This is a genomic window from Corynebacterium pygosceleis (assembly GCF_016595275.2).
In the GTDB taxonomy this organism is placed as follows: domain Bacteria; phylum Actinomycetota; class Actinomycetes; order Mycobacteriales; family Mycobacteriaceae; genus Corynebacterium; species Corynebacterium pygosceleis.
On the sequence record NZ_JAENIQ020000004.1, the window covers coordinates 126,188 to 148,925 of the forward strand.

At 67.7% G+C, this 22,738-nt stretch carries 20 protein-coding genes; 14 read left to right on the forward strand and 6 right to left on the reverse strand.

Annotated elements, in window-relative coordinates; all coding sequences use genetic code 11:
• Positions 1-149 precede the first annotated feature (149 nt).
• The 9 genes from JIM94_RS09255 to JIM94_RS09295 all read left to right on the forward strand — a co-directional run bounded on the left by JIM94_RS09255 (position 150) and on the right by JIM94_RS09295 (position 11,526).
• Positions 150-2,264 (forward strand): hypothetical protein, encoded by a 2,115-nt coding sequence (locus JIM94_RS09255; RefSeq protein WP_200253563.1) that lies wholly within the window; start codon positions 150-152, stop codon positions 2,262-2,264.
• A 134-nt stretch (positions 2,265-2,398) separates the two neighbouring features.
• Entirely contained in the window at positions 2,399-4,261 is a 1,863-nt protein-coding gene (locus JIM94_RS09260) for a hypothetical protein (protein ID WP_200253565.1), read from the forward strand.
• Positions 4,262-4,335: 74 nt separating this feature from the next.
• A complete protein-coding gene (locus tag JIM94_RS09265; protein WP_200253681.1) occupies positions 4,336-7,296 on the forward strand; it encodes a Na+/H+ antiporter subunit A in 2,961 nt (986 codons plus the stop codon).
• A 5-nt stretch (positions 7,297-7,301) separates the two neighbouring features.
• Positions 7,302-7,784, forward strand: a complete 483-nt coding sequence (locus tag JIM94_RS09270; RefSeq protein WP_200253567.1) for a Na(+)/H(+) antiporter subunit C — start codon at positions 7,302-7,304, stop codon at positions 7,782-7,784.
• Entirely contained in the window at positions 7,784-9,532 is a 1,749-nt protein-coding gene (locus tag JIM94_RS09275; RefSeq protein WP_200253569.1) for a Na+/H+ antiporter subunit D, read from the forward strand. Before JIM94_RS09270 ends, JIM94_RS09275 begins: the two co-directional genes overlap by 1 nt.
• On the forward strand, positions 9,532-10,044 hold the full coding sequence (locus JIM94_RS09280) for a Na+/H+ antiporter subunit E (protein WP_200253571.1): 513 nt from the start codon (positions 9,532-9,534) through the stop codon (positions 10,042-10,044). Before JIM94_RS09275 ends, JIM94_RS09280 begins: the two co-directional genes overlap by 1 nt.
• Entirely contained in the window at positions 10,044-10,322 is a 279-nt protein-coding gene (locus JIM94_RS09285) for a monovalent cation/H+ antiporter complex subunit F (protein ID WP_200253573.1), read from the forward strand. Before JIM94_RS09280 ends, JIM94_RS09285 begins: the two co-directional genes overlap by 1 nt.
• Positions 10,319-10,684, forward strand: coding sequence for a monovalent cation/H(+) antiporter subunit G (locus tag JIM94_RS09290; protein WP_200253575.1), 366 nt, complete (start codon positions 10,319-10,321; stop codon positions 10,682-10,684). Before JIM94_RS09285 ends, JIM94_RS09290 begins: the two co-directional genes overlap by 4 nt.
• 206 nt (positions 10,685-10,890) lie before the next feature.
• Positions 10,891-11,526, forward strand: a complete 636-nt coding sequence (locus tag JIM94_RS09295; RefSeq protein ID WP_200253577.1) for a CAP domain-containing protein — start codon at positions 10,891-10,893, stop codon at positions 11,524-11,526.
• Between the two features lie 113 nt (positions 11,527-11,639).
• Here the strand turns inward: JIM94_RS09295 and JIM94_RS09300 are convergent, their stop codons facing one another.
• From JIM94_RS09300 to JIM94_RS09315, 4 genes are all read right to left on the reverse strand, one after another.
• Positions 11,640-11,843, reverse strand: a complete 204-nt coding sequence (locus tag JIM94_RS09300) for a hypothetical protein (protein WP_200253579.1) — start codon at positions 11,841-11,843, stop codon at positions 11,640-11,642.
• 245 nt (positions 11,844-12,088) lie between these two features.
• On the reverse strand, positions 12,089-13,219 hold the full coding sequence (locus tag JIM94_RS09305) for a glutamate--cysteine ligase (protein ID WP_200253581.1): 1,131 nt from the start codon (positions 13,217-13,219) through the stop codon (positions 12,089-12,091).
• Between the two features lie 40 nt (positions 13,220-13,259).
• Positions 13,260-13,934 carry a LytR C-terminal domain-containing protein gene (locus JIM94_RS09310; RefSeq protein WP_200253583.1) on the reverse strand — a complete coding sequence of 225 codons (675 nt, stop codon included), beginning with the start codon at positions 13,932-13,934 and terminating at the stop codon, positions 13,260-13,262.
• Positions 13,935-13,945: 11 nt separating this feature from the next.
• A complete protein-coding gene (locus JIM94_RS09315; RefSeq protein WP_200253585.1) occupies positions 13,946-14,200 on the reverse strand; it encodes a DUF3263 domain-containing protein in 255 nt (84 codons plus the stop codon).
• Positions 14,201-14,235: 35 nt separating this feature from the next.
• Here JIM94_RS09315 and JIM94_RS09320 point away from each other — a divergent pair, with 35 nt between their 5' ends.
• Both JIM94_RS09320 and JIM94_RS09325 read left to right on the forward strand, forming a co-directional pair.
• Positions 14,236-14,919, forward strand: coding sequence for a peptide deformylase (locus JIM94_RS09320; RefSeq protein ID WP_200253587.1), 684 nt, complete (start codon positions 14,236-14,238; stop codon positions 14,917-14,919).
• Between the two features lie 2 nt (positions 14,920-14,921).
• Positions 14,922-15,923 (forward strand): N-acetylglutamate synthase, CG3035 family, encoded by a 1,002-nt coding sequence (locus JIM94_RS09325; protein ID WP_248086051.1) that lies wholly within the window; start codon positions 14,922-14,924, stop codon positions 15,921-15,923.
• On the opposite strand, the gene JIM94_RS09330 is transcribed toward JIM94_RS09325, so the two are convergent.
• Positions 15,907-16,524: an RDD family protein gene (locus tag JIM94_RS09330; RefSeq protein WP_200253589.1), complete on the reverse strand. Its 618-nt coding sequence runs from the start codon at positions 16,522-16,524 to the stop codon at positions 15,907-15,909. The genes JIM94_RS09325 and JIM94_RS09330 overlap by 17 nt on opposite strands.
• An 86-nt stretch (positions 16,525-16,610) precedes the next feature.
• On the opposite strand from JIM94_RS09330, the gene JIM94_RS09335 reads away from it, so the two are divergent.
• On the forward strand, positions 16,611-17,417 hold the full coding sequence (locus tag JIM94_RS09335; protein WP_200253591.1) for an exodeoxyribonuclease III: 807 nt from the start codon (positions 16,611-16,613) through the stop codon (positions 17,415-17,417).
• A gap of 5 nt (positions 17,418-17,422) precedes the next feature.
• A complete protein-coding gene (locus tag JIM94_RS09340) occupies positions 17,423-18,904 on the forward strand; it encodes a phospholipase D-like domain-containing protein (protein ID WP_200253593.1) in 1,482 nt (493 codons plus the stop codon).
• Here JIM94_RS09340 and JIM94_RS09345 read toward each other — a convergent pair.
• Positions 18,885-20,084, reverse strand: coding sequence for a multidrug effflux MFS transporter (locus JIM94_RS09345; RefSeq protein ID WP_200253595.1), 1,200 nt, complete (start codon positions 20,082-20,084; stop codon positions 18,885-18,887). The genes JIM94_RS09340 and JIM94_RS09345 overlap by 20 nt on opposite strands.
• Positions 20,085-20,308: 224 nt before the next feature.
• Here JIM94_RS09345 and JIM94_RS09350 point away from each other — a divergent pair, with 224 nt between their 5' ends.
• Positions 20,309-22,621: a beta-glucosidase family protein gene (locus JIM94_RS09350; RefSeq protein ID WP_200253597.1), complete on the forward strand. Its 2,313-nt coding sequence runs from the start codon at positions 20,309-20,311 to the stop codon at positions 22,619-22,621.
• The last annotated feature ends 117 nt before the right edge of the window (positions 22,622-22,738 follow it).

Genomic DNA, 22,738 nt, shown 5'->3' on the forward strand with positions numbered 1-22,738 from the left:
GCTGAACACAGGTACCCCCGGTCGGGGCCCGTACCTTTTCATGGTTCTCCGGTAAAAACATTCTCCTTTTTCTCACGCGACGTTAGTTTCAGCTCATGCCGATTTCTGAGGTCGGTGTACCCCACACATTCATGATCCGGAGATACCCCATGAAAAGACACCCGTCCACCTTCATCCGGGGACTGTTGAGCGCCATCGCCACTGTCCTCCTGATTCTCGCCGGCACATCACCGGCAGCAGCCCAGTCCAGCGCCTCGGGCTACTCCTGGAGCTCTGATCTCCTCAACTTCGGCAGCTCAGACCTCTCATCAGGGTCCTCATCATCCAACGGACGAAACCACCCGACCCCGGGTGGCGGCACGGTTCCGGTGGACGGATTGAGCGGTGACCCCGACGCGGTCACACCGCTGACCCCGTCAGAGCCGCTGGTCCCGAGTATCGTTCCCGGACCGGACACCTACGTGGCTCCGAATCACGCGGTCATCTCCTCCACCGCGACAGGAACCGGCAGCGATGTCACCCTGCTCAACATTGCTGCGGACCAGGCCCCCGCCATCGGTGGTTACTTCGTGGTCAATCTGAGCCAGAACGTCACCACCGGTGTCATCGGCAGGGTAACCGATGTATCGGTGGCGGACTCCGGGCTGCTGAAGGTCACCTCCGTTCCGGTCCCGATCATGGAGGCCTACGATGAATTCGTCATCAACACAGAGGTCGACATCACCGACGCAATCATCGTCGACAGTGGAACCACGGGTACGGATGAAAGGGGGAGCGGCAACGGGAAACTCCCCCTCAACGTCCCCGGCAACGCCTGGGAATGCACGGGGGACCCGGGATTCGAGCTGGGTCTGACCGGAGGAGATATCTCCATCGTGGTCCACCTCGAGTTCGACCCCAAGGCGCGGTACATGAAGTTCTACACGGTCACGCGGACGAACGTCGGCGCTGAGGCGAGTTTCGGTGCCGGTGTCAGCTGCACCGTGGACAACAACTGGATACCCGAGGCCTTCATCCCGGTCGGCGGCCCGCTGGGGGTCACGGTCGGACCTGAGGCGACATTCTCGACGAGTGGGCGGGTCAGGTTGGAGGCGAGCTTCGAGGAACTCTCCCGTCAGGGGTACGAGATCAACGGTGACCGGTACCGCGTCATCAGAACCATCAACAATGATGAGGCCACGGTGACCGCCGAGGGTGAGGTGGAGACGAAACTCGGGTTCCAGGTCCGCGCCGGTGTCGGTCTGGAATTCGGCTTCATCAAGGCCGGAATAGCCATGGGGATCGGTCCGGAGCTCGTTCTCTCTGTACGGAATTTCACCATCGAGGTCACCTCCGACGACTCTATCGAGACGAAGAGCTGCACGGTGGAGGTGTCAGCCAGATTCAAGGGATCCATCATCGGCAGGGCTGAGATCCGGTGGATCACCGGTTGGGAGGTCAAACACGAGGTGAGTCTCGGTGAGAGAATCCATCTGCTCAACATCTGCTCCGATGCCGAAACCACGACAGCTCCCCCGACTTCCCCACCACACGAACCGGAACCCGGCGACGAACCGGCGGAGCCAGGGGGCCAGTACACCCGCCCCGGCGAACTCACCGGACTCACCGTGGACCAACATCTGAAATGCTCGGTTCAGTCTCCGGAGGACGGCCGAAGTGTGTTCTACGACGGCGACGCCTGTGCCACGAACATCCGGGTCGACGGTGTCACCTACGGCTGGAACTACAAGGGCGGAACCGAGCCACTGACCCCGGTGTCCGGCCCCACGGTCCATGGCTCGGGCACAGCGACTGATCCGATGGTCATCCGAACCAGCGTTGCCGCAGGTGATACCGGCGTGGTGCTCGACCAGGAGGATTTCTTCATCGAGGGATCCGGCAGCTACAAGACCACCATCCGGGTGCGCAACACCGGCACCACCGAGCATGACGTCATCCTGTACCGGGTAGCGGACTGCTACCTCAACCGCGACGACTTCGGCTCGGCTGCCGCTGATTCGACCACCGCGGCGTGTGTCGCCACCGACGGACGCCGAATAACCTACACGGAGATCACTCCGGGATCGAGCCTCTACGCGGGCCACTACGACACCGCGTGGACACTGGCCGGTGAAGGACGCGAGCTACCGAACTCCGCCGAGCAGGGAAGCCACTTCGACAACGGTATGGCGATAGCCTGGCGTGTCCCCCTCGGTGTCGGGAGATCAGCCGATTTCGCTTCCCAGTTCACGTTGGTTGAACCGGCCCGACGGGACACCGTCTGACCACGGAACAGGACACACCTGAGGGCGACCACGGCACACGAACGGAACGCCCGCAGGTGTTCTACAGTGGTCCGGAGATCCGTGCCCTCCCTCACCCGGCGCGCACACCCATCGAGTTCCGAGAGTGAGAGACCGTGACACCACTGCCGCCACCGCCGATCGTCATCGCCGCCGTCCTGGCGGTCATCACCGCCATGCTGGCGTCGTTCACCGGGGGCTCCTCCGAGGTTCCGGGATCGTCGCGGGGGATGCACCCCGAACAGACCTCCGACGTGTCCGACCCACCGACCTCGTCCACGACCCCGGGTACACCGCGGGACCCCACCGAACCGGAACCTGAACCCGCGCCGGTGGAAAAGGTGACACCCCGACCGGAGACCACCGTGCTCGGGGATCGGAGCATCGTCAATGTGGCGGGGAACCGGGCGGACGGTTACCGGATCGAACTCCACGGTCGACACGAGCTCCGTGTCGGTGCCCCCGTGGTCGTTCCCGTCACCGACAGGAACCCGACGGGTGTGGTCGGACGGGTCACCGGTGTCGAGCACACCGCGACGGGGACGACGTTCACGGCGGAGGCGGCGCCCCTGGACGCCGCCTACACGGAGTTCCGGATCTCACGGGAGATTCCCGTCGATCTCCCGGTCATCCTCACCCCGGACGCGTTCACCTGCGACGGGTCCCCCTCGGAGTTCCACCTCGACGCACCCGGGTTGCGGGCCGTCGTCACCCTCCGGCTGGACGTGTCCCGGGAGACGGCCGCCGTCAGCACCGCACTCACCGGCCCACTGACACTGGACGCGGCCACCGGTGCCGCCGTCTTCTGCACGGTGGACCCGTCCCGGCTCCCCCGCTCCGTCATCCCCGTGGAGGGGCCCCTCACGCTGACGGTCGGGGCCACCGTGTCCGCGGACGCCACAGGCCCTGCGGACGTGCACGTCACCGCGACAGAGGAGCAGACCCAGGGGGCGGTGATCGTCGGTGCACGGAGCCTGCCGGTGACCGAACACCGGCTCCGCGACGTCTCCGCCACCACGGGAGACGGGACGGTCGCGGGGGAGGACGGGGTGGCGCTGACACTCGGCGGCGCCGTGGCCCTGTCCACCGGGCCGCGATCGGTTCCGGGGCTGACCGTCGCCGGGGACACCACCCTCAGTGTCTTTCCCTCGGACCGGTCCGGGAACCGGCGCTGCACCGACATCCACCGCCAGCAGACGGTCACTGTCGACACCCCGGACCGGGGACTGCTCCCCTGGTCCGTGACACCGCTGTCCGAACGAAACGACACCCTGCTCGCCGCCGGAAGCTGCCCGGGGGGACCGACACATCACCCGTTGCCGTTGCCCGGCGGGGGCGACCTGCCGAATTCTCCGGTCGGTGACCGGGAGGTCGTGACCGTGGACGGACCACTGGACACCGTCACAGTCACCGGGGACCTCCGGTGCGAACCCCACTCCGCTGACGGTGTGCCGCTGCTCCCCGCGGGCCCCTGCACCACCCGGGTCACCGTTGACGGGGTCACGTACGGCCCGGGCGCGGAACCGCTGCGGAGGTTGAGCAGAACTGTCCGGGGTGACGGCACCGTCGACAGTCCCCTCATCGTCACGACCCGGCTCACGGTCGGTCGTCTCGGGGTCTACGTCGACCAGGTGGACACCCTCGTGCGGGGATCCGCGGGCTGGGCGTCGACCGTCACCGTCCGGAACTCGACCGACACGGGCCGTGACGTCTCCGTCACCCGGGCCGTGCCCTGCACCGGCGGCGACCCCACGGGGCAACCGGCCGGTGCAACCTGTGACGCCGGCGGTCACACGGCCAGAATCGAGGCGTACACCCTGGGGGTCGCCAGGGCCACCGGCGATGACACGGTGGAACTGACCTGGAACCGGTTCCTCGCCCCGGACAGATCCGCGGCTTTCCGTTCCCGCCTGTTCTTCGACGTGTCCACCCCGGCCGGTGCCGACGACGACACGGGACCCCGTGGGGCCGCCGGGTAGACTGAATGTCCGGCCTGGTCACACCGTCCGGCCCGATAAACCGGAGAAATCGGAAGAAGTCGACGCCCATGGAAGTGCTCATCGTGTTGGCCGCGCTCGCTGCGGCGACCGCCACCGCTCCGGTACTGATCGGCCAACTCGGACGCCCCGCCTTCGGTCTGCTCGCACTCGTCCCGGCCGGGGCCTTCATCTGGACCGTCCGGGGCTGGATCCGTGGAGATTTCGCCCCCGACGCCCCACCGGTCGGGGTCGATGTGCCGTGGATGTCCGCCACGCATCTGGACATCACCCTCCGGATGGATTCCCTGAGCGCGCTGTTCTCCCTGATCATCCTCGGCATCGGGGCCCTCATCCTCTGTTACTGCTGGGGGTACTTCGACTCCAGTCCGAAGCGGTTGTCCGTCTTCGGTGCCCAGATGATCGCGTTCACCATGGTGATGTACGGGCTCGTCACCGCGGACAATCTCCTGCTCATGTACGTTTTCTGGGAGTTGACCTCGGTCCTGTCCTTCCTGCTCGTCGGCTATTACGGTGAGCGCGCGTCATCACGCCGCGCGGCGGGCCAGGCGCTCATGGTCACGTCACTCGGTGGGCTGGCGATGCTCGTGGGCATCATTCTGCTCGGCACGACATCGGGGATCTGGGAACTGTCCGCGTTGGCGGCCACCGGCGGCCCGGTCCCCTCGGCCGCGACGGGTACCGCGGTCGTCCTGATTCTCGCCGGTGCACTGTCGAAGTCGGCGGTCGCCCCGATGCACTTCTGGCTGCCCGGCGCGATGGCGGCCCCCACCCCGGTGTCCGCGTACCTGCACTCCGCCGCGATGGTGAAGGCCGGGATCTACCTCGTCGCGCGCCTGTCCCCGGAGCTGAACCAGATCGGTGCCTGGCATCTCGTGGTCATTCCGGCGGGTCTGTCGACGATGCTGATGGCGGGTTGGATGGCGCTGCGTCAGGTCGACCTGAAGCTCATCCTGGCGTACGGCACCGTCAGTCAGCTCGGGTTCATCATCGCCGTCGTCGGGATCGGATCCCCGGGGGCGCTCCTGGCGGGACTCGCCCTGACGGTGGCTCACGCCCTGTTCAAGGCGGCACTGTTCATGGTCGTGGGGACCATCGACCGGACCACCGGCACCCGTGACATCCGGGAGCTGTCCGGGCTGGGACGGAACCGGCCGGCGCTGGTCGCCCTCGCCGCCGCCGCGGCAGCATCGATGGCGGGGGTTCCCGGCACCCTCGGTTTCGTCGCCAAGGAGGCCACGGTGTCCACCCTCCTCGACGAACCACTGCTCACCGGCATGCCCGGAAAACTGCTGTTGAGCGGGGTCGTCGCCGGGAGCACGCTCACCGTCGCCTATTCCCTGTACTTCCTGCACGGGGCATTCGCGACAAAATCCCGTGCGCACGCGACCGGAGGGGGAACCTCACCGGCCGTGGCGAAGGCCTCCCCCGTCATCGGGCCGCTGTGGATACCTCCGGCGCTGCTCGCCGGGGGTGGTGTCGCTCTGGGGCTCGTCCCCGCGCCGGTCGACGTCGTGGCGGGCGCCTACGCGGGGGCGCCGGCGCACCTGTCGCTGTGGCACGGGTGGACCCTTCCCCTGTTCATCAGCGGGATCATCCTCTCCTGCGGTGTGCTCCTGCACTGGCAACGGCACACCGTCAGTCGCCTCCACTTCAGTCGCCCGGCGCTCGGCAACGCGGGGCTGGCGTATGACGCGGTCGTCGACACGCTGCGTCGTGTCTCCCTCCGTATCACCGCCACCACACAACGTGGATCGCTGCCGCTGAACGAGGCGATCATCCTCTCCACCCTCGTCGTGCTACCACTCGCGATGCTCGTCACCGGGGCCCGGACCGACATCCGCATGGAACTGTGGGATTCACCCGTGCAGGGGCTCGTCGTCCTCATCGTGGTGGTCGCCGCGATCGCCGCGACCGTGACGGACAACCGGCTGTCCGTGCTGATTCTCGTCGGGATGACCGGCTACGGGGTCGCCGTGATCTTCGCGCTCCACGGGGCACCGGATCTGGCCCTGACCCAGCTTCTCGTGGAGACCGTCACCGTGGTGGTCTTCGTGCTGGTGCTGCGGAAACTCCCGGCCAGCACGGAGAACCGTGGACCGGAGAAGGACCACACCCGGCTGCGCGCCTGGCTCGCCGTCGCCGTCGGCCTGACGGTGACGGTTCTCGGGGCTTTCGCGATGAACGCCCGCACCTCGCTCCCCGTGTCCATCCACATCCCCGATCTGGCCTCACGTATCGGGCACGGTTCCAACGCGGTCAACGTCCTGCTCGTCGACATCCGGGCGTGGGACACCTTCGGGGAGATCTCCGTCCTCGTGGTCGTCGCAACCGGTGTCGCCTCGCTGGTGTACCGGACGCGCAGTTTCTCCAGGGTGTCCAGACGCCCGACGCTCCGTACGGAGGCGCCCGGCTGGCTCGCGGCCCCCGTCGAGAACGCGAAGGCCCGGAACCGGTCGTTCATGATGGAGGTGGCCACCCGGATCCTCTTCCCCTCGATGATCACACTGTCGCTGTACTTCTTCTTCGCCGGGCACAATGCTCCGGGCGGGGGGTTCGCCGGTGGACTCGTCGCGGCGCTGGCGTTCATGCTCCGCTACCTCGCGGGTGGTCGCGAGGAACTCGAGGAGGCGCTGCCGGTGGACGCGTCCCGACTGCTCGGCACGGGTCTGCTGCTCTCCGCCGGTGCGGTGGTCGCCCCGATGCTCATCGGTCGTCCCCCGTTGTCCTCCGCGAACGCCGACATCGGGGTGCCGCTCATCGGTACGGTGCACGTCGTCTCGCCGGTGGTCTTCGACGCCGGTGTCTATCTCATCGTCGTCGGTCTGATCCTGCACATTCTCCGTTCTCTCGGCGCTCAGCTCGACATCGACGAGGAGCAACGCCGCCGCCGGGCCCGCGAGCGCGCCCGCAGGCTGGCCCGACGGAAGACGGTGCAGGCGTCCGGGGACGACAACGGGGACGGGCCCGGCAGGACCTCCGGTGGCAGAGCGACAACGGGAAGGAAGAGGGGGTAGGGAAGATGGTCGCGAATCTCTTTCTTTTGATCGCCTGCGGGGTGCTCATATCCTGCGGGGTGTACCTGCTGCTCGAACGCGCCATGACCAAGATGCTGCTCGGTCTGATCCTGCTGGGAAACGGGGCGAACCTGCTGATGCTGACCGCCGGTGGTGGCGCCGGTGCCCCACCGATCGCGGGCCGGGAGTCCACGTTGTCCGGTACCGACGCCGATCCACTGGCACAGGGTATGATCCTGACCGCCATCGTGATCTCCATGGCCATGACCGCCTTCATCCTGGCTCTCGCGTTCCGCCAGTACCGTTATCGGACGGCCGATCTCATCGGCGATGACACGGAGGACACCGCCATCGCGCACCGCCCGGACACCGCGTCCGCTGCTCCCGACCACGACGCCTCCGCCGATCCGGAGACCGGGCGGGTCGGCGGGCACGGTGACGATTTCGGCCCCGACAGTTTCGAGCGCCCGGTCAAGGAGGACAGCTGATGGATCTCTCCGGCATCCTGCCTCCGGCGAACGCCGTCCCCCATCTGGTTCCGCTTCCGGTTCTCATCCCGGCCGCGGCCGCCGCCGCGTGCCTGCTCGCCGGTCGGCATCCACGGATCCAGCGGATGATCACGGCGTCCGCGCTGACCGTCCTGATCGTGCTGTGCACCGTTCTCGTCGCACTCGTCGACCGGGCGGGGATCCAGGTCCTCCAGATCGGTGGCTGGGACGCCCCCGTCGGGATCACGCTCGTCGCGGACCGCTTGTCGACGTTGCTGCTCGCGGTGTCGTCACTGGTGCTCTTCTCCGTTCTGCGGTACGCCATCGGTCAGGGTGTCCGCGACGGTACGGAGGACGAGCCGGTCGGGGTGTTCCTGCCCGCCTACCTGCTGCTGACGATGGGGGTGAACATGGCGTTCCTCGCCGGTGACATGTTCAACCTCTACGTCGGCTTCGAGGTGCTGCTGGTCGCCAGCTACGTGCTGCTCACCATCGGTGCGTCACCCGCCCGGGTCCGCGCGGGTGTCAGTTACGTGATGGTGTCCATGCTCTCGTCCTTCGTGTTCCTCATCGCACTCGCCCTGATCTACGCGGCGGTCGGCACGATGAACATGGCCCAGATCTCCGTGCGGATGGAGTCCGTTCCGGAGGGGACACGGGCGGCGATCTTCGCGGTCCTGCTCATCGCGTTCGGTATCAAGGCCGCCGTGTTCCCGTTGTATTCCTGGCTCCCCGACTCCTATCCGACCGCACCTGCACTGGTGACCGCCGTGTTCGCCGGACTGCTCACGAAGGTGGGCGTCTACTCGATCATCCGGGTGCGTTCGGTGGTGTTCACCGACGGGCGTCTCGACGGTGTGCTGATGTGGGCGGCGCTGTTGACGATGCTGGTGGGCATTCTGGGCGCGATGGCGCAGAACGACATCAAACGCCTGCTGTCCTTCACCCTGGTCAGCCACATCGGCTACATGATCATGGGGGTGTCGCTGGGCACGGCGACGGGACTGTCCGGCGCGATCTTCTACACGGTGCACCACATTCTCGTGCAGACGGCGCTGTTTCTCGTGGTCGGCCTCATCGAACGGCAGGCCGGTTCGTCCTCCCTCCGCAGGCTCGGATCGCTCGCCTACGTGTCCCCGCTGCTGGCCGTCCTCTATCTCGTCCCCGCGCTCAATCTCGGCGGTGTCCCGCCGTTCTCGGGGTTCCTGGGGAAGATCATTCTCGTGGAGGCGGCTGCGGGGCACGGCGGGACGATGGCGTGGGTCCTGGTCGCCGGTGCCGTCGCGACCTCACTGCTGACCCTCTACACGATGACGGTCGTGTGGTCGAAGGCCTTCTGGCGGGACCGGTCGGACGCCCCCGACGGGGCGACGGCGCTCGCCGCCACGGGACCTCTCGCCGGGACCCGGCGTGAGATCGAACTGGCCGAGCGTGCCGATGTCGGACGAATGCCCTTCGGCATGGTGGCCCCCACCGTGCTCCTGGTGGTCGCGTCCCTCTCCGTCAGTGTGCTCGCCGGGCCGATCTCGGCGGTCACCGGCCGATCCGCGGAATCCGCCCAGGACGTCGCCGTCTACCGGCGGGCCGTGCTCGGCCCGGGTTATCTCGGTCCGGGACGGACCCTCGTTCCGGGTCAGGCGGGGCCGGTGGCCCCCGGGGAACACGACCGGGTGAAGGACGGTATCGAGGAGAGGCGTAGCCCCGCGGGCGCCGCCTCCACGATGTCCGACGGGAAGGGTGACAGCTGATGTTCGCCGGGATCCGTCGTCGTTTCCGCCCCCAGTCGGTCCTGTGGCTGACGTTCATGTGGGCACTGCTGTGGGGCGAGTTCTCCGTCGGGAACATCATCGCGGGGCTGGCGGTCGCCCTCGGTGTGACACTGCTGCTCCCGCTGCCGTCGATACCCGGATCGGGGTCCGGGATACGGCCGGGTGCGCTGCTGGGGCTCGCGGGGAGGTTCAGCGTCGATCTCGTCGCGAGTTCGGTCAAGGTCGCGGTCATCGCGCTGCGCCCGGCCCCCGTTCCGCCCGGGGCCATCATCGTCGTGCCGATGCGGGTGCAGGAGGATCTGGTGTTCTCCTTCGCGGTCACGCTCCTCAACCTCCAGCCCGGTGGGACGGTCAGCGATCTCGACATCGCCGACAGGAAACTCACCGTCCACCTGATCGACGGCTCATCGACGAAGGTGATCGACAGGGAGATCGAGAGGATCGCCCGGCTCGAACGACGGCTCATCCACATCTTCGAAAGGAACAGCTGATGGATCCGTCCCTCTACAACACACTGCTGCTGGTGCCGGCGGCGCTGTTGGCCGTGGCGTTCGTCGTGACCGGTTGGCGGATGCTCGTCGGGCCGAACTCCCTCGACCGGTTGCTGAGTCTGGACGCCGTGGTGGCGATGGTCCAGTGTGCGTTGGCCGTCTACATCTGCCGGACACTGGACACGACGGTGACGAACGCGATGATCGTGGTTGCACTCCTGGGGTTCATCTCGACGGTCGCGATCACGCGGTTCCGGAAACGGGACGGTGCACAGTGACCGGACTCATCCTGGACACGATATCTCTCGTGCTGCTCTTCCTGGGCTCGGTTCTGGCGTTGTCCGCCGCCGTGGGGCTGGCCCGTTTCCGGGACACGATGACCCGGCTCCACGCGGTGACGAAACCGCAGACCCTGGGTTTGATCCTGGCGGTCAGCGGAGCGATTCTGCGGGTCGTCGGGGCGAGCGAACTCGACGCCGGGGCCGCCGGTGATCTGGGGGTGCTCGTGCTCATCATCGCGTTCACCCTCATCACCGCGCCGGTGATCGGGCAGCGTGTCGGCAGGTTGGCACGGAAGGAGGGGCTCTATGACGCGGAGGCCCTGTCCAGGGACGATACCGCCACCGGGGACGCGAACTGAGCCCGGAAGCAGGCCAGACACCCCCGTTCCCCGCCCATTCACGGACAAAACAACTCCGGTGCTTCGAAATTGATATGCTGCGGAAGCACACTAGCTACACGTGGCTCCGGGGCAGATTCACCGCCGGAGCGCGCACAGCTGGAATACCTCCCGGACAGACCGGGGATGCCTCGACCCATGACCGACCATCAGGAGCAACCACGATCATGAACAGACGCCTCATTTCCGCCGCAGCAGCAACCGTTCTCTCCGCGACACTGCTGGCCGCCCCGGCGGCCGGCGCCAGCCCGCAGCAGGACATCGCCGATTTCGTCGCCCGCACGATGGGCCCCCGCGGCTTCTCCGGATCCTTCGGAGGCCCGAACCCGGGCCCCATGCCGCAGCCCACCCCGGACCCGACACCCACCCCCACTCCGACACCGACGCCGGATCCGACGCCGACGCCGGCACCGGACCCGGAGACCCAGCAGCTCCTGGAGCAGCGCAGTCGGGAGATCATCGACCTCATCAACGTCGAGCGCAGGAACCGTGGTCTCGTGGAGTTGAGTGCCAACGCCGATGTCACCGCACTGGCCAAGCAGATCTCCGACGCCTCCGCCGCCAGCGGCAACCTGAACGTCGACGGGAACCTCGTGCGGCCGGGCCACGGCTATTCCATGGCCGGTTACCACGGCCTGGAGAACCCCCAGTTCGCGCGGCGCGTCGTCAATCTGTGGATGGGCAATCCGGGACAGCGTGACCTCCTGATGCGGTCCAACATCCGCCAGATCGGCGTCGCGGTCTCCCACAACGACAGGGCGCAGTACCGGAACTACGTCGCCGCGGTGGTGCGCTGGATCTAGCGCGCCCCGGACACGCATCCGGTTTCGCGGTGAAAGACCGCGGACACGACGACCGCCCCACCGGACGATCAGGTCTCCGGTGGGGCGGTCGTCGCCTCTCCCGAGGCGTCGGCTCAGTGCTGCCGGGGGGCGACCGGGGAAAGGACCGCCTCGACGCCGGCGGCGACGAACGCGGTGACGATCAGCGCGCAGCCACCGAGCACGGCGGACATCTGCCAGTCGGGGGCGAGGAGGAGTCCTCCGGTGATCGCGACGAGAACACCGATGAGACCGGTGATGACTGCGTTCGAGTAGGGGGTGGTGCGAATGTCGCTCACGATGACGCTTTCCCGCCGTACGCTACGGCGTTGTCTGAATGTATCCGTTCATGCCTGAACTCTTTTACATTCACGGAGCGTAGTTCCCGTACGGCCAGGAGAAAAACCACGGAAAGCTGGGGAGCGGGCAGGAAAATAGCCGACGACCTGCGTTTTCAAAGGATATTCGGTGCGACGGAGAAAAAGGGTGCGTGTCTGATCAGACACGCACCCGAAGAAGGTGAAGGGGTTCACACCCCCGGACGTCAGGGACGCCCCTTCTCCATCTCGTCGCAGGTCAGGTCGACGACGTCCCGCCAGTCACCGGTCTTCTCCAGCAGTTCCCGTTGACGACGGTAGGCCGCCCCGCTCCCGATGATCTCGTGGATGACCGCGAGTTCCGCCGCGCACCCGAGTTCCTCCGCGAGCGGTTCCAGCACACCGACGATCCGCCGGATGTCATCGACCACGCTCACCGTGTCGGTGTTCCGGGAGCAGATGATGTCGGCCTCCATCCCGTACCTGGCCGCCCGCCACTTGTTCTCCCGGACGTGCCAGGGCTGGAGCGAGGGCAGGGTCTCCCCCGCCTCAAAGGCGCGATCGTAGTGGACCACGAGGCAGTGGGTGAGCGCGGTGAGCGCCGCGAGCTCACGGAGGTTGCTCGGGGCGTCCGAGACGCGGACCTCGATGGTGCCCCACTTGGCGGACGGGCGGATGTCGAAGTGCATGGAGCCCGTGTGGTCGATGACCCCCGACTTGTCCTGCTGCCGCAGGTACTCGGTCCACTGGCTCCAGGTGTTGAAACCGTAGGGTGCACCGGCCGTGGGCAGCTGCTGGTAGAGCATCGTCCGGTTGGAGGCGTACCCGGTGTCCAGACCGTTCCAGCCGGGGGAACCGGCACTGAGGGCGAGCAGGTGCGGGTAGTTGGTCATCAGCGCGTTGATGATCGGCCACACCTTCGCCTCATGACTGACACCGACATGGACGTGCAGACCCCAGATCAGCATCTGTCGACCCCAGAACCTCGTCCGCCGGATGATCTCGGTGTAGGGGCTCTTCTCGGAGACCTCCTGGTCCCGCCAGTCGGAGAAGGGGTGCGACCCCGCCGACCACAGCCGGACACCCAGATCGTCGGCGCACTCCCTGAGTGAATCGAGTCCGGAGCTCAGCTCCGCGACGGCCTCGGGGACCGTGGTGCAGACCCCGGTCACCATCTCCACGGTGTTCTTCAGGAACTCCGGTTCGAGTTGCAGGTCGGGACGACGCGACGACATGAGCTCGATCATGTCGGCCGCCCGCGGGGTGAGGTCACGGCTCTCGGGGTCGATGAGCCCGATCTCCCATTCCACTCCGAGGGTCGGCTCCGGGGAACGGTTGAAGTTCAGATGATCAGCCATGTCGGCTCCTAGGGGACGGAACGGAAGAAGAGGTACCTCGTCAGAGGTTGACGTCACCCGTGAGAACGACGACGACACCACCGGTGGGCGCGGAACCGAGTTCTGCGGGCCGGGGCGTCGCGGGAACTCCGAGAACGGCGCCGACCTCACGGGCCGCCGCTTCTTCAGTTGGATTTCCGGAGGTGTAGTAGACGGCGGAGGCGGGCAGGTGGACCTCCGCGAGGTTCCCGACCTCACCCACCGTCCAGCCCTGTCCGGTGAGCCTGTCGGCGACGCGGTTCGCCAGCCCCTGGACCGTCGAGTTGTTCAGGGTGTGCACGGTCACCGTGCGGGGATCACCGGCGGGTACGGCCGGGGCGGCGGGCTGTGGTGGCACAGCCTCCGACCCGGGTTCGGTTCCGGCCGCGGGTGGGGGCGGCGGGGTGGTCCCCTCCTCCCGCGGCGTGGAGGTGGCGGGGCCGGACGGACTGACCACGGCACTGGTGGAGGTGGTCGAGCCGACCGTCCCGTCTGCGACAGGTGTGGTGTCGGAGTCGTCGCCGCGCAGAGCGGCGAACAGTGCCCATGCCGCGAGCAGTACCGCGACCGCGGCGAGAATCATCGCGAGGCCCCGCAGCGGCAGCTGCCGCGTCTCACCGGCCGCGGCATGCGCGGCGGCCCGGTCGGGGTGGCCGTCGTGGGCCCGGGACTCGTCATTGTGTTTGTTGGGGGACACAGTGAGTGATCTTAGCCGCTTCTCGCCCGTTTCCGTGATTCGGCTCGCTGGTCCCTGATCCTCCGTAACCTGGCGACGAGCACGGGGTGCGCCGCTGCGGCCGCGGGGTCGTCGAGGAGACGGTTGAGCCGCTGATGGTAGCGCACCGCACTGATTCCCAGCGTACGGGTGATCGCCTCGTCCCTGACCCCCGGCGAACGGGGGGCGGTCTCCGCGAACTCCAGCAGTCTGGCGTCGAACTCGGACAGTGGTGTGGAGCCGGACATGGTCCCAGTCTAGAGGTGAACTAGACTCCTGGGGTATGACTGTCCGACCCATCGTTATCCACGGCGACCCGGTACTGCACAACGCCACCGCACCGGTCACCGAGTCCCCCGCCGAACTCCGGGAACTCATCCGCGACATGTACGAGACCATGGACGTCGCCCACGGCGTCGGCCTCGCGGCCAACCAGATAGGTGTGGGCAAGCGACTGTTCGTGTACAACTGCCCCGACGTCGAGGGGCCGGACGGCTCGGAGAAGCCGAAGGCGGAGATCGACGCCAACGGCGGCCCCGTCCGTCGGGGGTGCGTGATCAATCCGGTTCTGGAGACCTCGGAGATCCCGCTGTCCATGCCGCGCGACGACGGAGAGGACGACGAGGGCTGCCTGTCGGTCCCCGGCGAGACGTTCCCGACCGGCCGGGCCGACTGGGCCCGCGTCACCGGCACCGACGCCGAGGGAAACGAGATCAGCATCGAGGGCCACGGCCTCTTCGCCCGGTGTCTCCAGCACGAGGTCGGTCACCTCGACGGATTCCTCTACACCGACACCCTCGTCGGCCGGCACCGCCGCGCGGCGAAGAAGACCATCAAGCGCAACGGGTGGACCGAACCCGGCCTGACCTGGATGCCCGGCGCGGACGAGGATCCGTTCGGGCACGACGATCATTCCGGCGACGGGGACACCGACATTCCGCCCGCTCTGCGCAAGACCACGGACTGACCGTGGCGCGACGTGCCCCGCGCCCCGGGGACCGGGTGATCGTCCGGCGTCACATACCGGACACCCCGGGCCACCTGACCGACGTCATCGGGCATGTCGTCTCCCTCGACCCTCTGATCGTCCGTCCGCAGTCCGTCGGTGGGCTCCCCTCCGACGCCGAGGCCGTGACGATCCCGGATGAACTGATCCAGGTGTGCAAGGTCCTGCCGCCGCGCCGGGTCCGCAACAGTGACATCCGTGCGGTGGAGACAGCGACCGCCGCCGCGTTCCCCGGTATCGAACACCGCTGGTGCGGCCAGTGGCTGCTGCGCGCGGGCGACGGCATCACCGAGCGTTCCAACTCCGCGGCGCCCCTCGGCCGGTCCGCCGGGTTGAGTGAGGTCCCGCTCCGCGAGATCGAGGCTTTCTACGCGGACCATGACCTGCCGGTACGGATCCTCATCCCGGACCGGATCGGTAACCCGGCACGGACGGTCTGCGCGGGTCCGGCCTGGCGCACGGGACCGGACATCGTGGTGATGACCCGCCCGCTCTCCGATCTGCCGCCGCTGGAGCTGCCCGACGGCATCACGTACCGCGTCGACGGTCAACCGGATGACGAGTGGCTGGCGCTCTACCACTTCCGGGGGCGTCCACTCCCGGAACACGCGCTGAACCTCCTCCGTACCCGGATCGACGGACAGATGGGTTTCGGCAGGTTACTCGATGAGGCGGGCCGTACCCTGGCCATCACCAGGGGTACGATCACCGCGTCAGCTGACGGGAGGACGTGGCTGGGGTACTCGGCGGTCGAGGTCGTCGCCGATCACCGGCGCCGCGGACTCGGAACCCGACTCGGTACGGCGATGCTGCACTGGGGCGCGGGACACGGTGCGGACGTGGCGTATCTGCAGGTCCTGGCCGCGAACGGTGCCGGCATCGGGTTGTACGACAAACTCGGTTTCGTCGAACACCACCGGCACCGCTACGCGGAACTCGACCCCGGGGTCATCCCCGGACGATGACGCGGGTGCGGGCGAAGCGATCGTGCGACCCCATTCCGTAGGCGTCGAGTTTCGCCGATCCGGCCAACCACATGCCGACCGCGAGTGCGGCCACCGGCCCGACGACGGGCACAGCCGGGAGAAGGAGCCACAGGTTACGCCGCGCCGCCTGCCCCACCCCGACCGGGCAGTCCGCGGGCCCCGTGACCCGGAGACCGAGCAGCCTCTTGCCCGGGCCTCCACCGTTGGCGTCCCCGACGACCTTCCAGAGCCAGAACGGCAGCGGCCCGGCCGGGAGCACGAGGTACCAGAGCGCGTTACCGGTGGCGATGGCGGTGGCGGCGACGAGAACCAGATACAGGGCGGAGAAGATCGCGGCGTCCAACGCCAACGCCGCCACCCGCGACCGGGCGGGGGCGTTGAGCGGGTCCCGGGACCCCGTGTTCAGTCCCGGGGTGAACGCACGGAACCGTTCCATCTGGCCGTGTTCGACGGGCACCGTGAAGGGGGTTGCGATCACCCTCCGCGCACGCCGCGCGCGGTCCACCACCGCCGGGATCCGGTTCCCGCCCCGGGGGCCGTCGACAGGTCCACCCGGGTGTCCACCCTCAGGGAAAGTCACTGTGTCATCCACCTCTCTCATCCGGTGAACGTACCGGTGCTCCATCAGGTTCCCGGGAGCACCGTTCACAGCTAATCTCTTTAGGTATGCGCATCGCCACATTCAACGTCAACTCGGTCCGGACCCGGGCCGACCGCATGGTCGACTTTCTGCTCCGCCACGAGGTCGATGTTCTGGCGGTCCAGGAGACGAAGTGCCGGGACGACCAGTTCCCGTACCTCCCGTTCGAACAGGCCGGCTACGCGGTCGCGCACGTGGGGTACGGCCAGTGGAACGGGGTGGCCCTGATCTCCCGGGTCGGGCTCACCGACGTCGCCGACCGGTTCCCCGGACAACCCGGTTTCGCCAAGGACGCCACCGCCGACCAGGCCGCGGAGGCACGGGCAATCGGCGCGACATGCGGTGGCGTCCGGGTGTGGAGCCTCTACGTTCCCAACGGCCGGGAGATCGCCGACCGCCACTACGAGTACAAGTTGCGGTGGCTCGATGCACTGGCGACCCACGTCCGGGGGACCCTCGCGGATGACCCCGGGGCGAAGCTGCTGTGCACCGGCGACTTCAACATCGCCCCCACCGACGCCGATGTGTGGGACCGGCGCTTCTTCGACGGCAAGACCCACGTCACCGAACCCGAGCGGGCGTTCTTCCAGCAGCTCACCGAGTCCGGGCTGGTCGAGACCACGAGGGATTTCACACCCGGTGAATACACCTACTGGGACTACAAGGCGATGCGCTTCGGCCGTGACGAGGGGATGCGGATCGACTTCCACCTGGCCAGTGAGGCTCTCGCGGCAACCGCGCGGGCGGGGTTCATCGACCGGGACGAGCGCGCCGGGGAGGGTGCCTCCGATCACGCCCCCGTCGTCGTGGACTACATGATCGACGGGGACTAGACCGGATGCCGGATGTCCTCGCCTCCCTGACCTCACTCGAATGGTGGCGGTCCGCCGGTCTCGTCCTCGACTACACCGTCAAGTTCATCGCCGTAGGGACGGTGGCCCAGGACCGGAAACCCAGTTCCTCCTCCGCGTGGCTGCTGGCGATCCTCTTCGTCCCGGTCATCGGCCTGCCACTGTTCCTGATGATGGGCAGCCCCTACATCAACCGGCGTCGACACCGTATCCAGATGGAGGCGCAGGCGATGGTGGGGACGCCGATGGCGGACGCCCCGGCGATTCCGGAGGGCGCGGAACTGTCCGACGAGGTGTCATCGGTGGTGCGGCTCAACGACACGCTGACCGACCTTCCCGCGGTGCACTCCCGCTTCCACGGGCTCTACTCCGACTACCGGGAATCCATCAGGGCGATGGCTGCGGCGGTCGACGCCGCGGAGCACACCGTCCACGCCCAGATCTACATCGTCTCGTGGGACGAGACCACGGACGTGTTCTTCTCGGCGTGCCGCCGCGCCGTCGAACGTGGCGTCGCGGTCCGACTGCTGTTCGACCAGGTGGGCAGCTGGAGGTACCCCGGTTACCGGAAACTCGGCCGGCGCCTGACGGAGGCGGGGATCGACTGGCACCTGACCATGCCCCTGAAGCCCCTCCACTGGCGGTTCCGCCGCCCCGACCTGCGCAACCACCGGAAGCTCCTCATCATCGACGGGCACACCGGTTTCATCGGTTCCCAGAACATGATCGAACCGGGATACCTGTCCCGCCGCAACCACCGTTCGGGCAGGGAATGGGTGGACATCATGATCGAGCTCTCGGGGCCCGTCGTCGAGGCGATGGAGATGATCTTCGCCGTCGACTGGTACCAGGAGACGGACACCATCATTGAGCTCCCCGCGGGTTCGGACACCGGGCCGGACGCCGGTGACGAGGTCGTGCAGCTCGTCCCCTCCGGGCCTGGGTACGCCACGGAACCCAATCTGCGGTTGTTCAACTCGATGGTGCACCACGCCAAGGAACGCCTTATCCTGTGCAGCCCCTACTTCATCCCGGACGATTCCCTCATGGAGGCGATCCTCACCGCCTGCTACCGGGGTGTCCGGGTGGATCTTCTGGTCAACGAGGTATCCGACCAGTTCATGGTCGGTCACGCCCAGGCCAGCTACTACAGGATGCTCATCGAGGCGGGGGTGCACATCCACCGCTACCCGGCGCCGATGATCCTGCACACCAAGTTCGCGCTCGCCGACCCGGAGGGCGACACCATCGGTGTGCTCGGGTCCTCCAACATGGACATGCGCAGTTTCGGCCTGAACTACGAGGTGACCCTCATGGTCGTCTCCGGGGGGATCTCCCGGGAGCTGACCGAACTCGCGGCGATGTACCTCGGGCGGTGCACGGAACTCACGTACGAACAGTGGTCCCGTCGGGGGCTCGGTCAGCGCTACCTGGACAACGCGATGCGACTCACCGCCGCTCTCCAGTGACCCTCCGTGTGAGGACGTCCGCGACGAGCGTGCCGCACAGTGACAGACCGACGCTCACCGTCACGACGAGCCCCAGTGCCACCACCGGATCGTCGCCGAGCCCCACCAGCGGGCTCACGGCACCGGCCACCAGGAACTGACAGAATCCCATGACCGCCGACCCGAGACCGGCGTGGGACCGGACGGCGGACACCCCGAGCGCGGTGGCGTTGCCGAAGATCCCGGGCATGTGTCCGAGTGCGACGAACAGCGTGACCAGCACCACCGGCAGCCGTCCCCCGGACAGCACCGCGTCACCCAGGAGAACGAGCCCGCAACAGAGCACCACGCACCCGGCCGCCCGCAGCACCGACAGGGGCTCGAACCGGCGCACCAGACGCGAGTTCACCAGTGACCCGGTGACCAGCGCGACGGAGTTCACCGCGAACACGACCGCGTACATCCGGGGACTCATCCCGAAATGGTCGATGAACACGAGGGGCCCCGCCGCGATGTAGCCGAAGAGCACCCCGGCGGCCGCGGCGAACCCCACGGTGTACGCGGTGAACAACCGGGTGGACGCCACCACCCGCACACCGGAGGTGAAGGTCCGCCAGCCCCCGCCACCCGGCCCCCTGGGTTTCGATTCCCCGACGACCAGCAGTGCGACGATGACCTGCACGGTGGCGATCGCGGCGAGGATCCAGAACAGGCCCCGCCATCCGATCGGCTCGACCAGGAGACCGCCCGTCAGGGGAGCGACGACGGGGGCTATCCCCATCATCGCCATGAGCAGGGAGTACGCCTGTGCCGCGCGGCGCCCCTCCGCGAGGTCCGCGACGATCGCCCGCGCCAGCACCACACACGCCCCGTTCGCCAGGCCCATGACCGCACGGACCGCCACCAGCACCCCGACCGACGGGGCGAGCGCCGACGCGACGGCACAGACGACGGAGAGAACGGTCGCCGCGATGAGGGGAGGGCGTCGTCCGGTCACGTCGGACAGGGGCCCGGTGATGAGCTGGCCGACGGCCATACCGACCATGAAGGTGGTCAGTGTCAGTTGCGCCCCCACGGTTGTCGCACCGAGATCCCGCCGCAGGGTCGGTAGGGCCGGAAGGTACATGTCGATGGCGAAGGGCCCCGCCGAGATCATCAGCGCCAGGGCCGCGAGCAGACCCACCCCCAGTTCTGGGCGCACCGGTGCACCACGCCTCATACCGTCACGTCCCCTTCCGTCTGCCCCGTGATTCGACACCGCGACAGTCTAACGCCGCACGGCGCCGGGTCCCCCGGCGCCGAGGGACGCTCCCGCTTCCCGCGGGAGAAAGAAAACGTGCTGCTCCGCCCTGTTCCACCACTGTCCGCAACGGTTTTCGTGCACACTAGGTGCTACCCGTCCCAGAGTTCCCCCGAGGAGACCGCATGCGCATCATCCCGCACCACCTCCCCACCCGCACGACGGCCGCACTGCTGGCCGCCACGACCCTCCTGCTCGGATCAACCCCCGCAGTCGCCCAGCACACCGCCGGAACGGCCCCGGTGGACTGTTCCCCGTGGATGGACCCCACCGTCGCACCCGGGGAACGGGCGGACAGGGTGATCGCGGAAATGACGCGGGAGGAGAAGTCGGCCGTCATCACCGGCATGGCCGCCTACCTCCAGGGGTGGGGACCGGAATTCGCCGGCCGCACCTACGGGGTGGAACGACTCTGCCTGCCTCCCGTGAAATTCACCGACGGGCCGGCAGGCATCGGCAACGGCGCCTCCGGGATCACCCAGTTCCCCTCCCACCTCAACCTCGGTGCCACCTTCGATCCGGGTCTCGCACAGGACTACGCCGCCGCCATCGCCACCGAGGCACGCGGCAAGGGCGCCAACGCGGTCGCCGGCCCCGCCATCGACATCGCCCGTGACCCGCGGTGGGGCCGCTTCTTCGAGTCCCCCGGCGAGGACCCCCTCCTCGTCGGTGACCTCGGCGCAGCGGAGGTCACCGGTACCCGCTCCGCCGGGATCATGGGTGTCGCCAAACACCTCGGCGCGTACACCCGCGAGAACGGCCGCAACACGGACGCCAGTGACGTCACCGTCGACGAGAAGACCCTCCAGGAGATCTACCTCAAACCCTTCGGCCGTGTCGCCGACGCCGGTGTCTCCTCGGTCATGTGCAGCTACTCCCAGCTCAACGGGACGAAGAACTGCAACAACTCCTACCTGATGAACCAGGTGCTGCGCGGGCAGTACGGTTTCGACGGATTCACCGTGAGCGACTGGTACGGACAGCACAACACCGTCGCCTCGGCGAACGCCGGACTCGACATGCAGATGCCCGACTCCTGCTTCTACTCCGATCACCTGTGGTCCACCGTTGACTCCGGCGCGGTCTCCGGTGACCGCGTCGACACCATGGTGCACAACGTCCTGGCCGAGATGTTCCGCTCCGGAGTCGTGGACTCACCGCCCACCGGCACGCAGGATGCGGTGGTGACGGGCCCCGGGCACCGGGAGCTCGCCCGGGACATCGCGGCGAAGTCGATGGTCCTGCTGCGCAACGACACCGTCCCCACGGACTCGGGCGAACACCCCGTGCTCCCCGTCGACGACTCCGTCCACACCATCGGGCTCATCGGCTCCGGTGCGGGCCGGGACGCGCTCGGTTCAGGGGGCGGCTCCGGCCACGTCATCGCGGACGACATCGTCACCCCCTTCGAGGGGCTCTACTCCCGTGGCGCGGAAAGCGGCACCGAGGTTCACTACACCGACGGCAACTACCTGCCCACCGTGCGGCAGCTCGCCGAGAACTCCGACCTCGTGGTCTTCGTCATGCACCGGCACATCACCGAATCGGTGGACAACTCCGATTTCCGGTTCGGTCTGCACCAGCGCAACATCATCCGCACCGCGCTGGAGGCCAACAACCGGGTCGTTCTCGTCACCAACACCGGAGGACCCGTCGACCTCGACGGGTACGGGGACGACGTCCCGGCGGTCCTCGCGGCGTTCTATCCCGGACAGGAGTACGGCGACGCACTGGCGGACATCATCTTCGGTGACGTCAACCCCTCCGGGCACCTCCCGGTGACCTGGCCGCTCTCCCAGGATCAGATGCCCACCACCACCTCATTCGGTTCAGGTGCGTTCACCGAGGGGACCGGCGTGGGGTACCGGGGATACCAGCGGCAGTCCATCACGCCGCGCTGGTGGTTCGGCCACGGACTGAGCTACACCACCTTCACCACGGATGACGTCCGGACGACCGGACCGAACTCCGTCACCGCCACGGTCACCAACACCGGGGACCGCCACGGCGACACCGTCGTCCAGGCGTACGCGGTCCGTGACGGGATCCGCGAACTCGTGGGCTACAGCAGGGTCGGGATCGCACCCGGCGACACCGTCGACGTCGACATCACGATCCCCGACAGCGCCCTCGCGCGCTGGGACACGGACGCCCGCCAGCTCGTGGTCCCCGACGGCCCCGTGGAGGTCATCGTCAGTGACTCCGCGGGAGGCGACGGCCCCTCCACCACACTGATGACGACGCAGTCCGTGTTCGGCGCTCCCGTCCCCGAGGCCCCGGCGTGGGCGACCGTCGGAAACGGCGATCCCGCACAGGAGCAGGCGGACCGCACGGCCTGCGCGAACAGCGCCTCCATGGCCGGTTTCATCGGCATGGCCAGCTACTTCGGTATGCCGCAGAAGGAACAGTCCTGGACGCCGGTGACGGACAACCCCTGATCCTTCCGCCTTCCGGCAACCGGCTGCGGGGTCGACACGGGACGTGTCCATCCCGCAGCCGTGTCAGGCAATGTGACCGACCCGGACCCGAAACCCGGACCGCTGTCACCTGACGCT